This window comes from Nonomuraea sp. B12E4 (genome assembly GCF_039871825.1).
Classification (GTDB): domain Bacteria; phylum Actinomycetota; class Actinomycetes; order Streptosporangiales; family Streptosporangiaceae; genus Nonomuraea.
Genome location: NZ_JBDPME010000008.1, coordinates 29,558 through 44,690 on the forward strand (window position 1 = coordinate 29,558; position 15,133 = coordinate 44,690).

Here is a 15,133-nt window from a genome sequence, read left to right on the forward strand (position 1 = left end):
TTCCTGACGGCGCCGAGTGAAAACTGCCGGGTGATAGGCATCTGGAGATACCTTCGGGCTTATGCACGCACCTGCTGCCGGGGAGGTCCGGGACCTGTTAGGGCGCGCGGCGCGGCTGCTGGGCGACGCGCGCGAGCTGATCGCCGAGGACGGCACCGCGGTCGCGGAGGTCCGCTCCGCCCTCGATCCGATCCGCGGGCGGCAGACCAGGGCGGAGCTCGACGCGATCCCGGTGTCCCGGCTGAAGGAGGTCACCGACGGGCGACTGCGCACGGCGGCGCTGGAGGAGGCCGGCTACGCCACGGTGCTCAGCGTGCTGCGGGCGACGCCGTACGAGCTGCAGAAGCTCCCCGGTGTCGGGCCGAAGACGCGCCGGCAGGCGCACAGCGCGGCCCAGCGCATCGCGCGTGCCATGGAGGAGACCTGCACCCCCCACATCGACGTCGAGGACCGGAACGCCGAGACCACCCGGCTGCTCGTCGCGCTGCACCGGCTGGTCTCCGCCGGTCCCGACCTGCCGCGGGCCCGCCGCACCGCCGAGGAGGTCGTGCGGCGGCTCAACGCGCTGATCCCCGAGGCCCGTCCGCTGCGCGGCTGGGTACGCGGGCTGCTGGCCGGGAGCCGCCGCCGGGCCCGCGCCGCGCAGGCCGTGGAGGAGATCACCGGCCTGCTCGCCGACGAGACCGAGACGCGGCTGCTCATCGCCCAGGCCACCACGGACCTGCTGTGCCCGGCACCGGACGGGACGCTGGCGTGGATCGACTTCGAGATCCGCGCGGCCGACTACTACAACCTGCTCGCGGAGCTGTCGGCCCTGGCCCCGTCGGATCAGGCCGCCGCCGAGGGGTTCCTGCCGGACGACCTGGCCGAGCAGATCAGGGGGCAGGACCTCGACGACAGCCTGCGGCGGGTCTCGCTGCGCGGCTATCAGGGGTTCGGTGCCAGGTTCGCGCTCGCGCAGCGCCGGGTGATCCTGGGTGACGACATGGGGCTGGGGAAGACGATCCAGGCGATCGCCGTGCTGGCTCACCTGCACGCGCGCGGTACGACGCATTCCCTGGTGGTCTGCCCGGCGAGCGTGCTGATCAACTGGCTGCGGGAGATCGAGGGCCGCAGCGCGCTCACCGCGTACCGGCTCCATGGTGACGGGCGGCCGCTGGCCCAGGCCGCCTGGCTCGAACGCGGCGGGGTCGCGGTCACCACGTACGACGGCCTGCACACGCTGGACACCGTGCCGGCGGTGGGGCAGCTCGTCGTGGACGAGGCGCACTACGTGAAGAATCCGCGTACCCGCCGCTCCCAGGCCGTGGCCCGGTGGTGCCGTGGGGTCGACAGGGTGCTGTTCATGACGGGCACCCCGATGGAGAACCGCCTCGACGAGTTCCAATCGCTGGTGCGCTACCTGCGGCCCCGGATGTTCGCCCGGGTGCGGCCGGACGGCGCGGACGACCGGGCGCTGGCCTTCCGCCGGGCCGTCGCGCCGGTCTACCTGCGCCGCAACCAGAAGGATGTGGTCACGGAGCTGCCCGAGCTGGTCCACATGGACGAGTGGGAGGAGTTCAGCACCGCCGATGCCGTCGCCTACCGGGAGGCGGTGGATTCGGGCGCGTTCATGGCGATGCGCCGCGCGGCCTACGCCGTGCCGGAGAAGTCCGCCAAGCTGGAGCGGTTACGCGAGCTGGTGGAAGGGGCGGCCGGGGCGGGGCTGAAGGTCGTCGTGTTCTCCTACTTCCGCGACGTGCTCACCGCCGCGGGCCAGGCCGTGGGCTCCCCGGTGCACGGGCCGCTCCGCGGCGACCTGGAGCCGGAACGCCGTCAGGAAGTGGTCGACGCGTTCACGGCGGCCCCGGGCCACGCGGTGCTGCTCGCGCAGATCCAGACGGGCGGGGTGGGGCTGAACCTGCAGGCGGCCTCCGTCGTGATCATCTGCGAGCCGCAGGTCAAGCCGACCCTGGAAAGCCAGGCCGTGGCTCGCGCACACCGCATGGGACAGGTACGGCGGGTGCAGGTGCACCGGCTGCTCACGCCCGACAGCATGGACGAGCGGCTGCTGCGCATCATGCAGGCCAAGGCCGCGTTGTTCGACGCCTACGCCAGGCGCAGCCACCTCGCCGAGTCGGCCCCCGACGCCATCGACATCTCCGACGAAAGCCTGGCCGAGCGGATCGTCAGGGAGGAACGGCAGCGCCTCGGCGTCGACACCCGCGCCCCCGCCCCGCAGGCGAGCCGCTGCACCCGGCCGGGACCGGGCACGTAACGGCCCCTGCCCACGCGACGACCACAGGGCCGGGGCCTGTTCGCCGCGCGGCGCCGGGATCCGGGACCGTGCCTACCGCCGAAGGGCACCGGATGGGCTTGGCCTAGGCTTGAGCAGCGTCGGATTCATCGTTCTTCGGCCGTCGGCAGGACGGCGGTCCCGATCGGAGTTGACTATGGCGCAGCCTCCCCCAGTAACCTCGCCCTTCGTTGAGTCCACACCGGCTGCCAGGCTCGCCGCGTTCGCCGAGCTGGCGGCGGCCGGGCCCGTGCAGCGGGTCACGTTGTTCACCGGTGTCCCGGTGTGGCTGATCACCGGTTATGCCGAGGCCAGGGAGGCGCTCGCCCATCCCGACGTCATCAAGGGCAAGGGAGGTGACGGCCCGCATCGCGATGCCGTTCCGGCCGAGCTCGCCGCGGCGATGGACCATCACCTGCTCGGCGCCGACCCGCCCGACCACACCCGGCTGCGCCGGCTGGTGTCCGCCGCGTTCACCCGACGGCGGATCGAGGCGCTGGAGCCACAGATCCGGCTCATCGTGGACGGACTGCTGGACGACGTCTCGGCCGCGGGAGCTCAGGGCGAGCCGGTCGACCTGGTGGCCACCTTCGGCTATCCCCTGCCGCTCACCGTGATCAGCGAGCTGATCGGCATCCCGGCCGGCCGCCGGAGTGACTTCCAGGAGTGGACGAAGGTGGCCATCAACGGCTCGGTCCACCCCGCCGAGACCTTCGTCGCCGCGGCGACCTCACTGATCGGCTACATCCGGGAGCTGATCGCGCAGAAGCGGGCCGACCCGTCCGACGACCTCCTCTCGGAGCTGGTCGCGGTGCGGGAGGACGGCGACCGGCTGTCGGAGAACGAGCTGACCTCGATGGTCTTCCTGCTGCTCGTCGCCGGATACGAGACCACCGCCAACCTGATCTGTGGCGGCCTGCAGATGCTGCTGGAGAATCCCGGCCAGCTCGACCTGGTACGCGCCGAACCCGACCGGCTGGCCAACGCCGTCGAGGAGCTGCTCCGGTTCAACGGCCCGGCTCAGGTGGCGACCCCCTACCGGACCGCGGCACCGGTGCTGATCGGCGGCGTCACCATCCCCGCCGGCGAGGTGGTGCTGCCCGCGCTGCTGCCCGCCGACCGCGACCCCCGCCAGTTCTCCGATCCGGAACGGCTCGACGTCACCAGACCGCCCGCCTCGCACCTGGCCTTCGGCCACGGCATCCACCACTGCCTCGGCGCCCCGCTGGCCCGGCTGGAGGCCAGGATCGCGCTCGGCGCGGTGATCGACCGCTTCCCGAAGCTCCGGCTGGCCGTGCCTCCGGAGGACCTCACCCTGCAGGCCAGCATGCTCATCAACGGGCTGACCGCCCTGCCGGTCCTCGTGGCCTGACGGGTCCGCTCCGGAAAGCGAGCCCGCCGCCGGGCGGGACCTGGGGCGGGCTCGCCGGTGTCAGAGCTCGCCGTGCCGCCACCGCTCGATCTCGGCCTCCAGGGCCCGCTCATCCGGCTCCGGCACGTCCAGGCTCGCCGCCCACGCCGCGAGCAACCGCGCGAACTCGGCGTCCGCGTCGTCCGCCCGGCCGTTGACGTGGAACCACGTGATCAGCGCGGCGGCGTGCGGCACCCGCGCGTCGCACTCCGAGCACAGCACGACCCCGCTGTAGCCCTCCACCCGCCGACCGGCGGCGTTGACCCAGCGATTCGGCACCCGCGCCCAGAGCAGCCCCTCGCGGCGGCAGCGCGGGCAGGCCGGCGCGTCGTCCGCGGCGACGACGTCGACGCCCCGCCTCACAACGCGAGCGATTCCGGGCCGAGCAGCGCCTTGATGTCGGCGGCGAAGCTCGGCGCGGCGTTGACCGGCCACTCCGGCAACGCCATCACCATGACCTTGCCGGCCGGCCGCCGCACGTTGATGTGCAGCGGCACCTGCCCCTGGTGCGTCGCCAGCACCTGGCGCAGCTCCTCCAGCAGGCTCGGGGTGATGCGCTCCTCCCGCAGCATCAAGGTGATCGGGGCGCCGGACTCGCTGTTGACGCCGGACACGTCGATGAGGGTCATCTCCTGGGCGAAGATCGAGATGGCGCCGTCCCGGTTGTTGATCTGACCGCGTACCGACACCACGATGTCCGGCCGCAGCTCAGGCCCGTACAGCTCGTAGTTGCGGGGGAAGAACAGGCACTCGACGGCGGCGTCCATGTCCTCCACCGTGAGGATTGCCCAGGTGTTGCCCGCCTTGTTCACCCGCCGGTCCACCTTGGTGACCAGGCCGGACACCTGGACGTCGCCGCGGTCCTCGCGGCCGCTGTCAAGCAGGTCGGCGATCGTGGTGTCGCGGTTCCTGGCCAGCAGCCGCTCGGCGCCGGCCAGCGGGTGGTCGGACACGTACAGGCCGAGCATCTCGCGCTCGAAGTCCAGCTTGGTCTTCTTGTCCCACTCCCCGTCCGGGATGGCGATGGTGAACACCTGCTCGTCGCCGTCGTCGGCGAGGCCGCCGAACAGGGAGTCCTGGCCGTGCGCCTCGTTCTTCTTGATGTCGATGACGGAGTCGACGGCCTGCTCGTGGATCATCAGCAGGCCCTTGCGCGGGTGTCCGAGGGAGTCGTACGCGCCCGCCTTGATCAGAGATTCGATGACCCGCTTGTTGCAGGCGGTCAGCGGCACCTTGCCGAGGAAGTCGTTGAAGTCGGTGAAGCGGCCCTTCTCGGTGCGGGCCTTGACGATCCCCTCGACGACGTTCTCGCCCACGTTGCGGACCGCGCCCATCCCGAACCGGACCTCCGTGTCGCCGACCGCGACGAAGTCGAGCTGGGAGTCGTTGACGTCCGGCGGGAGGACCTGGATGCCCATCTTGCGGCACTCGGCCAGGTAGATGGCGGCCTTGTCCTTGTCGTCACCGACCGAGGTGAGCAGGGCGGCCATGTATTCGGCGGGGTAGTTCGCCTTCAGGTAGGCGGTCCAGTAGGCGACCAGTCCGTAGCCGGCGGTGTGGGACTTGTTGAACGCGTATCCCGAGAAGGGCAGCATGACGTCCCACAGCGCCTGGATCGACTCGTCGCTGTAGCCGTTGCCGCGCATGCCGGCCTGGAAGTTGGCGAACTCCTTGGCCAGGATCTCGGGCTTCTTCTTGCCCATGGCGCGGCGCAGCAGGTCGGCGCCGCCCAGCGAGTAGCCGGCCAGCTCCCGGGCGACGGCCATGATCTGCTCCTGGTAGACGAGCAGGTGGAAGGTGGGACCGAGGATCGGCTCCAGGGCTTCCTTGAGCTCCGGGTGGATCGGCTCGATGTCCTGGCGGCCGTTTTTGCGGTGGGCGTAGTTGGTGTGCGCGTTGGCCGCCATCGGGCCCGGCCGGTAGAGGGCGAGCACGGCGGCGATGTCCTCGAACCGGGTCGGCTCCATGAGCTTCAGCAGTGACCGCATGGGGCCGCCGTCGAGCTGGAACACACCCAGGGTGTCGCCGCGGGCCAGCAGTTGGTAGGTCTTGGTGTCGTCGAGCGGCATCGTCAGGGTGTCGAGCTCGATGCCCCGGTTCTGCTTGATGATCTTGATGGCGTGGTCGATGATGCCCAGGTTGCGCAGACCCAGGAAGTCCATCTTGACCAGGCCCATCTCCTCGCAGGAGGGATAGTCGAACCCGGTGATCACCACGCCGTCCTTGTCCCGCATGTGCATGGGGATCAGGTCGAGCAGGGGTGTCGAGGACAGGATGACGGCCGCGGCGTGCACGCCGGTGCCGCGGATCAGCCCCTCGATGCCGCGGCCGGTGTCGATGACCTTCTTGACGTCGGAGTCGTTGTCGTAGAGGGCGCGCAGCTCGGTGCCCTCGTTGTAGCGGGGGTGGTTCTCGTTGAAGATGTCGGCGAGGGGGACGCCCTTGCCCATGACGTCCGGCGGCATCGCCTTGGTGATCTTGTCGCCCATCGCGAACGGGTAGCCGAGGATCCGGCTCGCGTCCTTCACGGCGGCCTTGGCCTTGATCGTGCCGAAGGTGTTGACCTGCGCGGTGTACTCGTTGCCGTATTTCTGGGTGACGTAGGCCACCATGCGGTCGCGCTGGCGGTCGTCGAAGTCGAGGTCGACGTCCGGCGGGTTGATGCGCTCGGGGTTGAGGAACCGCTCGAACAGCAGGCCGTGCTCCAGCGGGTCGAGCTCGGTGATGCGGGTGGCGTAGGCCACGATCGAGCCGGTGGCGCTGCCTCGGCCGGGCCCGACCGGGATGCCGTTGTCGCGGGCGTATTTGCAGATGTCGGCGACGACGAGGAAGTAGGAGGAGAAACCCATCGGGCCGATGACCTTCATCTCGGTCTCATATCGCTCGATGACCTCGGCGGGGACGGGGTCGCCGTACCGCATGACCAGGCCGCGCTCCACCTCCTTGCGCAGCCACGACTCCTGCGTCTCGCCCTCGGGCACGTCGGGATAGTCGGGCATCCGGTCCACCTGGGCGAACACGTCGCCGTAGTCGCCGACCATCTCGGCGATGAGCAGCGTGTTGTCGCACGCCTCCGGCATGTCGGGGAACAGCGCCCGCATCTCCTCCGCGGACTTGAGGTAGTAGCCGGAGCCGTTGAACTTGAAGCGGTTGGGGTCGTCCTTGTTCTTGCCGACGCCGACGCACAGGAGGCTGTCGTGCGCGTCGGCCTGGTTCTCGGTGACGTAGTGGGAGTCGTTGGTGACCAGGAGCGGGATGTTGAGCTGCTTGGCCAGCTTGAGCAGGTCGGCGCGCACTTCCCGCTCGATGTCGATGCCGTGGTCCATCAGCTCCAGGAAGTAGTTTTCCTTCCCGAAGATCTCCTGGTATTCGCCGGCGGCCTTGACCGCCTCGTCATACTGGCCGAGCCGCAGCCGGGTCTGCACGACACCGGACGGGCAGCCGGTGGTGGCGATGATCCCCTCCGCGTGGCGGGAGATCAGCTCCTGGTCCATGCGGGGCTTGCCGTAGTAGCCCTCGAAGCTGGCCAGCGAGGAGAGGCGGAACAGGTTGCGCAGCCCGGTCGCGTCCTTGGCCCACATCGTCATGTGGGTGTACCGGCCGCCGCCGGAGACGTCCTTGCCGCCTTCGGCGTCAGCGACGCCGGTCTCCGCGCGGGAGCCCCAGAAGACGGGTTTCTTGAAGGACCGGGCCGAGGGCGCCACGTACGCCTCGATGCCGATGATCGGCTTGACCGGGGAGCCCGACGCGACCTTCTGGAACTCGTACGCACCGAACATGTTGCCGTGGTCGCTCATGGCGATCGCCGGCATCTCCAGCCGCTCGGCCTCCTTGAACAGCGGCTTCAGCTTCGCCGCACCGTCCAGCATGCTGTACTCGGTGTGCACGTGCAGGTGCACGAACGACTTGCTCACCCATTCTCCCGACTCCCGCGGCCCACGTCCTCGCCCGAGCTTATTGCTTCTTCTGTGGCTCTTGAGGCATCGCGCGCAGGGTCGGGCAGGTTGTTGCCAGGCTGTTGTTGACGCTGCGTACAGGGCTGTCCACACCGGCGCTGATCTGCGGAGATGCGCGCCCGCTCATTAGCGTGGCTAACGTTCAAGCCGATGGCGACGCCGGTCCCGATGGGGTGAACTGGGGTCCGGTGCGCGAAGCATGGTCACGTTCGGTAGCGACGCCGCTGGAGGGTTACGGGGTCGAGGCCGCGGCCACCAGGCGTTCGCCGAACTCGCGGCAGGCGCGGGTGAATGCCGTTCCCGCGCTGATCCGGAAGTCCGCGTCGAGGAAGGCCAGGTTGAGCACCAGCCACTGCCAGGAGTCAAGTGCCAGGCCGACCTCGGTCTGCCGGTCGTTCACCGCGTGGATCTCGGCGTCCTGGAACTTCAGGGCGTCGATGACGTTCGCGGCAGGCGCTTCGACCAGGAGCCGTACGGGCTGCTTGCCCCTGTTCAGCCCCTGCCGCAGGTATTCAGACGCCGACCCGGCCGGCAGCGGTCGCGGCACGTAGCGGTCCCCGGTCCGCGCCGGGTCGCTGACCCGGTCCAGGCGGAACACGCGCCAGTCCTGGCGTTCGAGATCCCAGGCCAGCAGATACCAGCGCAGGAGGTGGTGAAGCTGCCGGTAGGGCTCGACCCGCCGGTCCGTGCGCTCGCCCCGGGCGTTCAGATAGGTGAACGCCATCGTCTCGCGCCCGGCGATGGCGTCGGCGAAGACGCCGAGTTGCCGCGCGGCCACGCTGGGCGCCGGCTGGGGGCTGGTCTCCAGGCTGGCGCGGATGGTCACCACGCGGGGGCGCAGCCGGGCGGGGAGGAACTGGTCGAGCTTGCCGTACGCGCTGGTCGCGGCGGCGTCGACCCCGCCTTCGGCGGACGGGCCGGTGGCGGCGAGGGAGGCGAGCGCCAGGAGGGTGGCCACCGCCTCGTCGTCGTCCAGCACGAGCGGCGGCATGCTCCGGCCGGCGGCAAGCCGGTAGAAGCCCCCGCGCCCTGCGCCGCCTCGCCGCCGTCGGCCTGGACTACCTGCGCCTGGGCCAGGCTCTGAGCACGCTGTCAGGTGGGGAGTGCCAGCGGGTCAAGATCGCCAAGGAGCTGCACAGCGCGGAGCGGCCCACCACGTACGTGCTCGACGAGCCCACGACCGGGCTGCACCTGACCGACGTCGACACACTCCTGCACGTCCTGGACGATCTGGTCGGGCAGGGCCACACGGTCGTCGTGATCGAGCACAACCTCGACGTCATCCGCCGCGCCGACTGGCTGATCGACCTCGGCCCCGGGCCCGGCAGGCACGGCGGGACCGTCCTGTACGAGGGCCACGTCGCCGACTACACCGGCCGGGACACCCCCACCTGCCGGGCCCTCGCCGGCACAAGCGGTCCGGCCGATGAGTGTCCGGGCTCCCGGCGGTCATCACAGTCATGACGACCTTCGCTCTCATCCATGGTGGCGGCGGGAGTGCCTTCGACTGGCACCTCGTCGAAGCCGAGCTCCGCGACCGCGGGCACGACACTGTCGCGACCGCGCGAGCTGGCCAACCGGATCGCCACATAAGTATTCCTTGAAACGAATATTCGCCATGGAGAATAATTCGTTCCATGGATGAACTCCTTACCGCACTTGCCGATCCGGCCCGCTGGCGGCTGCTGAGCCTGCTCGCCGAGCGACCCCGCCCGGTCGGCGTCCTCGCCCAGCTCGCCGAGGCACGCCAGCCGCAGACGTCCAAGCACCTGCAAACCCTTGAGCGGGCCGGCCTGGTCACCTCCAAGCGCACCGGCCAGCGTCACATCTACGCGCTCCAGCCCGGTCCCCTGCGGGACCTGGCGACCGCGCTCAACGAGCTCGCCGACGCCGCGGCCCAGACCGGCAGCCACCACGAGGCCCACCATCGCTACCGGCTCAGACTCGACGCGGAGCGGAGCGCCGCGAGCGAACCGGGGTGGGCCGACAGCCGCTCGTTCAGGTTCCACCGCTCCCTGGCCGTGCGCCCCGAGCTGGTCTGGCGCTACCTGACCGAGACCTCCCTGCTCACCCGCTGGTGGGCGCCCCACGACATGCGCTTCTCGGAGCTCGTGTTCGAGGCGCGGGCGGGTGGGCGGATCGTCCAGGAATACCGCGATATCGACGATGCCGACGGCTCCGACCTGGTCGCCGGGCGCGCGGAGGGAGTGGTCGACGACGTACGCCCCGGCGAGCGCCTCGCCTACCGGCTCTCCCCGCAGCTTCACGGCGGCGGCCAGGCCTTCACCTCCCACGCGGACTTCGCCCTGCGGCCCTCCGACATCGGCACGGAGCTCGACGTCCACTTCCAGGTGGCTGAGACCACGGTCGAATCCGCCGACTTCATCGCGGGCCTCGAGATCGGCTTCGGCCAGAGCCTCGACAAGCTCGAGGCGGCCCTGGCCACGGATCCCGAGCCCACCGCGCCCGACACCGACCCCGGGAACACCTAGTGACTGATCAGACCGGCGGCGCCATTCTCGTGCTTTCCGGCGCGAGCGTCATCAAAGCGCTGCTGGACCGGGTTCGCTGAGCCGTCCGGCTCACGCGTCCGGGCCCGGCGAATGCCATTCGCCGGGCTTTCCGGCCCGAAGCCGGCGTAGCCCCAGGAAAGCGAGGACAATACCAACGACGAGGACGACGGGCCGTGATCGCCCACATGGTCACGCCGCTCATCACACTGCCGCCGACGACGCCCGGCCCCTGAAGCGTCCACAGCAGGCCGATCGCTCCCAGGAGGACGCCGACGGGCAACGTTTCAGAGGGGCGTGACCGGGCCGGCGTGCGGCAGCCGGACCTTGTCGGCGTCGGGGACGGTGGCGTTGTGGTCGTGGATCCAACGCAGCAGGTCGGCCGTCTCGCGGGTGCGGTAGAGGTCGAAGCCGAGCGCCTTGACGGCGTCCTCGGCGGTGCCCGGGCCGCCCGCCACGTAGTCGTCGGCGACGGCCGTGCCGCCGAAGTCGGCCTCCAGGGCGACGGCGCGGAAGCCGTGCTTCTCCACCAGGGTCTGGATGATCTGTCGCTTGACCTGGACGAACTCCTTGTTGCCGTGCGTCGCCTCGCCGATGGCGACCACGCGGTCGTTCGCGGCGGCGTCGAGCGACGCCCGGGACAGCGGGACAACGGCCGAGGCGGTCACGCCAGAAGTGTCCACCCCACCGCACCCGGCGGTCACCACCGCGAGGGCGGCCAGCACGGAAACAGCCGTCCTCATGTCAGTGCACTTCCTTGCGGAGCACGCGGATCGCGCCGAGCACCGCCGGCAGGACGACCCAGAAGAGCAGGGAGACGGCCAGTCGGGCGACGCCCAGGCCGGTCCAGCCGCCGCTCCCGAGGGGAGCCATGGTCGTGCCCAGGTCCAGCCAGGAGGCCATCGTCTCGCCCGCCTGGGCGACGAAGCCCCACGCCATCGGGGCCAGCAGGTAGATCACGATCGCGACGGGCGCGTTGAGCAGCAGCAGGCCCAGCGCGGTGCCCTGGCCCAGGAGGATGACATTCTCCGCCAAGGACCCCAGCGAGTCGAGCGGGGCGACATTCCAGGCATTCGGACCGCCGAAAGCGGCCGTCACGGGTGCGGCGGCCAGCACGGCGAACACGGTCGCGACCACACCGAGGCCCAGGCACGGCACGACCTTCGCCGCCAGGGCACGCAGGCGGTTGGGTTCGAGGGCGAACGTGGTCAGGGCGGTGTGATGGCTCCACTCGCCGGTCATCGTGAGGATGGCGATGACGGGGAGCAGGACGTAGCCGACACCGGCGGTGCCGATGAGAGTGCGCAGGTCCGCGGCCTCGGGGTTGGAGGCGGCGCGGGCGACGATGGCGCCGATGGTCAGGACCGGCACGAGGGCTGTGAGGATCTTGCTGCTCCGGGTGTCGAACAGCTTGCGGGTCTCGACCAGCACCAGCCGGTGGAAGGGGACCCGCCGGTGGAGAACGCCGGGACGGTCGATGAGGGTGTGGTCAGGGCTGTAGGCGGTCATGCGGGACTTCCGTTCACGGGTCGGCGGTGTCGCCGGAGGTCAGGGATGGTCAGGTTGGCGCATCGGTCAGCAGGGATGGTCAGCGGGCGCTTCGGGCGGCGGCCCCGGTGAGGTCGAGGAACGCCTGCTCCAGACCCCGGTCCCCGCCCAGCTCGGCCGGGGTGCCCTGGGCCAGCACGCGGCCGTGCCCGATCATCACGATCTGGTCCGCGACCTGCTCGACCTCGTGCAGCAGGTGCGAGCTGAGCAGTACCGCGCAGCCCGCGTCGGCCACGTCGCGGAGGAGACCGCGCATCCACTGGATGCCCTGGGGGTCGAGGCCGTTGGCGGGCTCGTCCAGGATGAGCGCTCTGGGCCGGCCGAGCAGGGCCTGGCCGAGGCCGAGCCGCTGACGCATGCCGAGCGAGTAGCCGCCGACGACGCGCCCGCCCTCGCGGCGGGTCAGCCCGACGAGGTCGAGCATCTCGTCCACGCGTGAGCGGGGCAGGCCGAGCGTCATCGCCGCGAGGGTGAGGACCTCCCTGCCGGTGCGTCCCGGGTGCTGCGCGCTCGCGTCGAGGAGCGTGCCGACCTGGCCGGCCGGGCAGTCGAGCCGCTGGTACGGGCGGCCGAACACGGTGGCCGTGCCCGACGTGGGCCGCGAGAGGCCGACCAGCACGCGCAACGCCGTCGACTTCCCGGCGCCGTTGGGGCCGAGGAAGCCGGTGACGCTCCCCGCCTCGACGGTGAAGGACACGTCGTCGAGTGCCTTCACATCCTTGTACGCCTTGCTGACGTGGTTGAACTGGATCACCCTCGAAGTCCATCGGAACACGGGCCCCGGATCATCGGGCCCAGGTCGCGAACCTGCCGGCCCAAGGGCCACACCCGCGATCCCGGGGGTGGCCCCGAGTCTCTATGGACGTCGACCCGAGTCGCTAAGAGCCACCCGACCGCGCCTCCTAGGCTGGCGTTCGTGCACGACGTGACCGAGGTACAGCCGCCGGTGGACAAGCTGGGCACCGCGCTGCGCTACCTGTTCGCCGCGATACCGCTGCTGCTGTCCGGGCTCATGCTGACCCTGCTGGCCGGGAATGAGGCCGTGCCGCTCGGGGTGCTGGCCGCGCTGCCGCTCGACATGCTGCTCGGGGTGGCCGCGCTGGTGCTGATGTGGTGGCGGCGCCGCTGGCCCCGGGCGATCGCGCTGGTCACCGCGGTGATGTCCGCGTTCTCCTCCTCGGCGACGGGGGCCGCGCTGGTCTCGTACGTGTCGCTGTGCACGCGCCGGTCGGCGCGATGGATCGCGCTGACCGGCGCGGTCCTGTGGGGCTGCCTGACGGTGGCGTCGGTGTGGCAGGGCAAGGTCGGTTTTGTCCTGGTGTACTCGGCGGTCGCCAGCGTGGCGGTCGTCACGGTGACCGTGCTCGGCCTCTACCTGCGCGAGCGGCGCGAGCTCGCGGCGGCGCGGCGCGCGGCGGACCTGGCCGCGCAGGCGCGGCGGGTGGAGCAGGCCCAGCTCGGCGAGCGGCTGAAGATCGCGCAGGAGATGCACGACGTGCTGGCGCACCGGATCTCGCTGCTGTCGATGCTGGCCGGCGGGCTGGCCCACCGCACCGACCTGACGGCCGAGCAGCACCGCGAGACCGCGCTGGCGATCCAGGAGAACGCCCACCAGTCGCTGAACGAGCTGCGGGCGGTGCTGGGGTCGCTGCGGCGGGAGGACGGGCCGCAGGCGCCGCAGCCGACGATCGACGAGCTCGACGCGCTGTTCGAGGAGGTACGGGCGGCGGGCCAGCGGGTGGACGCGGACAACCAGATCGACGGGCACGACCGGCTGCCGGCACGGACCGGGCGGCACGTGTACCGGATCGTCCAGGAGGCGCTGACGAACGCGCGCAAGCACGCGCCGGGCAGCCGGGTGCGGGCGGAGCTGTCGGGACGGGCGGGCGAGGGCGTGCGGATCCAGGTGTCGAACCCGGCCTCGCCGGAAGTGCGCGGGCCCGGGGCGGGATTGGGGCTGGTGGGACTGGCCGAGCGGACGCGGCTCGCGGGCGGCGGCCTCAGCCACGGGATCACGGACGGTCGGTTCGTCCTGGACGCCTGGCTGCCCTGGGACGCTCACTGAGCCCGTGGTCGCGTAGCATTTCGCTTCCACTCAGTCCAGCACGACACCGCCGAGCTTCGACGGGCCAACGCACGTGGGGAGGCCGGCCTTGGATCGCACGGGAACGAACCTGCCCGCCGTCGGTGAGTACAACCAGACGGTCGTTCTCGATGCCATCCGCCGGCGCCCCGAGGGGATCACCAGGTCCGAACTCGCCGCCCTGACCGCCCTCAGCGGGATGACGGTGACGAAGGTCTGCCGGCGGCTGCTCGACGCGGGGCTCGTCGACGAGCACGGCACCCGTACGAGCGGTCCCGGCAAGCCGGCGGCGGTGGTCAAGCTGAACCCGGGCGGCGGTTTCGCGGTCGGGGTGCACATCGATCCGGCGGCGGTGACGTACGTGCTCGTCGACCTGTCCGGCACGGTCCGGGACCACTCGCGCACCGGCACGCCGACCGCGGGAGACCCGAGCGCGGTCCTCGAGGAGATGGCGAACGCGATCGAGGCGCTCATCGCGGGGTCCGCCGTGGACAGGTCCCGGATCCTCGGCATCGGCATCGCCTCCCCCGGCCCGGTGAACGTCGAGGACGGCGTGCTGCTGAACCCTCCGATGATGCCCAACTGGCACCGGGTGGCCTTACGGCGAGCGCTCGCCGAGGCGACCGGCCTGCCCGTGCTGCTGGAGAAGGACACGACGGCCGCGGTCGTCGCCGAGCTGTGGTTCGCGGGCCCCGGCAGCAGCCGCGACTTCGCCTTCATGTACTACGGCACCGGTCTCGGCACCGGCCTGTCGGTGGCGGGCGAGGTCGTTCGCGGCATCAGCTCCAACGCGGGCGACGCGGGCCACATCACCGTCGATCCCGCCGGCCCGGTGTGCGTGTGCGGCCGGCGCGGCTGCGTGGGGTACATCACCGTGCCGCGAGCGCTGGTCGAACGCGCGGTGCTCGACGGCGTGCTCTCGGCGGCCGAGGCCGGCGATCCCGAGGACATGGTCGACGTGGACGCGGCGTTCGGCCGGCTGGCCGGTCTCGCCGCGACCGGGCACCCCGGGGCGAGCGCGATCCTCGCCGACACCGCTCGCTCGCTGGCGCGCGCGATCGTCGTGATCGTGAACCTGCTCGACATCGACGAGGTCATCTTCGGCGGGCCGTTCTGGGCCCGCGTCTCCCCGGCGATCCTCGCCGCGCTGCCGGACGCGGTACGCGGCGATCCCGCCCTGGTCACGCCGCATTCGGTGCGGTTCGCCCAGTCCGCGATCCCCGTTGACGTCGCCGCCGTCGGAGCCGCGACGCTCGTGCTCGACAACACCTTCTCGCCCCGTCCGTCCGCCCTGCTTCTCGCCGCGGAGTGACCGACTTTGTCCTCACAAAGTCTTGCGGGCAATTTGAA

At 71.0% G+C, this 15,133-nt stretch carries 12 protein-coding genes; 6 read left to right on the forward strand and 6 right to left on the reverse strand.

The features are described 5' to 3' along the window. Nucleotides 1-61 precede the first annotated feature (61 nt). Complete coding sequence (locus ABGB18_RS19705) at nt 62-2,257, forward strand: DEAD/DEAH box helicase (protein ID WP_347696990.1); 2,196 nt, start codon at nt 62-64, stop codon at nt 2,255-2,257. A 175-nt stretch (nt 2,258-2,432) separates the two neighbouring features. Continuing rightward, the gene (locus tag ABGB18_RS19710; RefSeq protein ID WP_347696991.1) at nt 2,433-3,647 is read left to right on the forward strand and encodes a cytochrome P450; all 1,215 of its coding nucleotides are present in this window, start codon (nt 2,433-2,435) and stop codon (nt 3,645-3,647) included. A gap of 60 nt (nt 3,648-3,707) precedes the next feature. On the opposite strand, the gene ABGB18_RS19715 is transcribed toward ABGB18_RS19710, so the two are convergent. The 3 genes from ABGB18_RS19715 to ABGB18_RS19725 all read right to left on the reverse strand — a co-directional run bounded on the left by ABGB18_RS19715 (nt 3,708) and on the right by ABGB18_RS19725 (nt 8,621). Then, nucleotides 3,708-4,049: a DUF6300 family protein gene (locus tag ABGB18_RS19715; protein WP_347696992.1), complete on the reverse strand. Its 342-nt coding sequence runs from the start codon at nt 4,047-4,049 to the stop codon at nt 3,708-3,710. Further along, the gene (dnaE, locus tag ABGB18_RS19720) at nt 4,046-7,600 is read right to left on the reverse strand and encodes a DNA polymerase III subunit alpha (RefSeq protein ID WP_347696993.1); all 3,555 of its coding nucleotides are present in this window, start codon (nt 7,598-7,600) and stop codon (nt 4,046-4,048) included. Before dnaE ends, ABGB18_RS19715 begins: the two co-directional genes overlap by 4 nt. A 274-nt stretch (nt 7,601-7,874) precedes the next feature. Continuing rightward, entirely contained in the window at nt 7,875-8,621 is a 747-nt protein-coding gene (locus ABGB18_RS19725) for a WYL domain-containing protein (RefSeq protein WP_347696994.1), read from the reverse strand. 50 nt (nt 8,622-8,671) lie between these two features. Here ABGB18_RS19725 and ABGB18_RS19730 point away from each other — a divergent pair, with 50 nt between their 5' ends. Together ABGB18_RS19730 and ABGB18_RS19735 are read left to right on the forward strand one after the other, a co-directional pair. Continuing rightward, nucleotides 8,672-9,106: an ATP-binding cassette domain-containing protein gene (locus ABGB18_RS19730; RefSeq protein WP_347697256.1), complete on the forward strand. Its 435-nt coding sequence runs from the start codon at nt 8,672-8,674 to the stop codon at nt 9,104-9,106. Between the two features lie 173 nt (nt 9,107-9,279). Next, complete coding sequence (locus ABGB18_RS19735) at nt 9,280-10,134, forward strand: metalloregulator ArsR/SmtB family transcription factor (protein WP_347696995.1); 855 nt, start codon at nt 9,280-9,282, stop codon at nt 10,132-10,134. 305 nt (nt 10,135-10,439) lie between these two features. Here ABGB18_RS19735 and ABGB18_RS19740 read toward each other — a convergent pair whose 3' ends face one another. The 3 genes from ABGB18_RS19740 to ABGB18_RS19750 form a co-directional block, all read right to left on the reverse strand. Then, on the reverse strand, nt 10,440-10,895 hold the full coding sequence (locus ABGB18_RS19740) for an erythromycin esterase family protein (protein ID WP_347696996.1): 456 nt from the start codon (nt 10,893-10,895) through the stop codon (nt 10,440-10,442). 1 nt (nt 10,896) lies between these two features. After that, entirely contained in the window at nt 10,897-11,661 is a 765-nt protein-coding gene (locus ABGB18_RS19745) for a hypothetical protein (RefSeq protein ID WP_347696997.1), read from the reverse strand. A gap of 79 nt (nt 11,662-11,740) precedes the next feature. Beyond that, complete coding sequence (locus ABGB18_RS19750; RefSeq protein ID WP_347696998.1) at nt 11,741-12,454, reverse strand: ATP-binding cassette domain-containing protein; 714 nt, start codon at nt 12,452-12,454, stop codon at nt 11,741-11,743. Between the two features lie 162 nt (nt 12,455-12,616). Here ABGB18_RS19750 and ABGB18_RS19755 point away from each other — a divergent pair, with 162 nt between their 5' ends. Both ABGB18_RS19755 and ABGB18_RS19760 read left to right on the forward strand, forming a co-directional pair. Next, on the forward strand, nt 12,617-13,765 hold the full coding sequence (locus tag ABGB18_RS19755) for a histidine kinase (RefSeq protein WP_347696999.1): 1,149 nt from the start codon (nt 12,617-12,619) through the stop codon (nt 13,763-13,765). A gap of 88 nt (nt 13,766-13,853) precedes the next feature. Beyond that, a complete protein-coding gene (locus tag ABGB18_RS19760; protein ID WP_347697000.1) occupies nt 13,854-15,095 on the forward strand; it encodes an ROK family transcriptional regulator in 1,242 nt (413 codons plus the stop codon). Nucleotides 15,096-15,133: the final 38 nt, after the last annotated feature.

Excerpts from the sequence above, each read along its gene's own strand:
- ABGB18_RS19710 (WP_347696991.1), top strand. The coding sequence starts at position 2,433 with ATGGCGCAGCCTCCCCCAGTAACCTCGCCCTTCGTTGAGTCCACACCG.
- ABGB18_RS19705 (WP_347696990.1), top strand. The coding sequence starts at position 62 with ATGCACGCACCTGCTGCCGGGGAGGTCCGGGACCTGTTAGGGCGCGCG.
- ABGB18_RS19735 (WP_347696995.1), top strand. The coding sequence starts at position 9,280 with ATGGATGAACTCCTTACCGCACTTGCCGATCCGGCCCGCTGGCGGCTG.
- ABGB18_RS19745 (WP_347696997.1), bottom strand. The coding sequence starts at position 11,661 with ATGACCGCCTACAGCCCTGACCACACCCTCATCGACCGTCCCGGCGTT.
- ABGB18_RS19740 (WP_347696996.1), bottom strand. The coding sequence starts at position 10,895 with ATGAGGACGGCTGTTTCCGTGCTGGCCGCCCTCGCGGTGGTGACCGCC.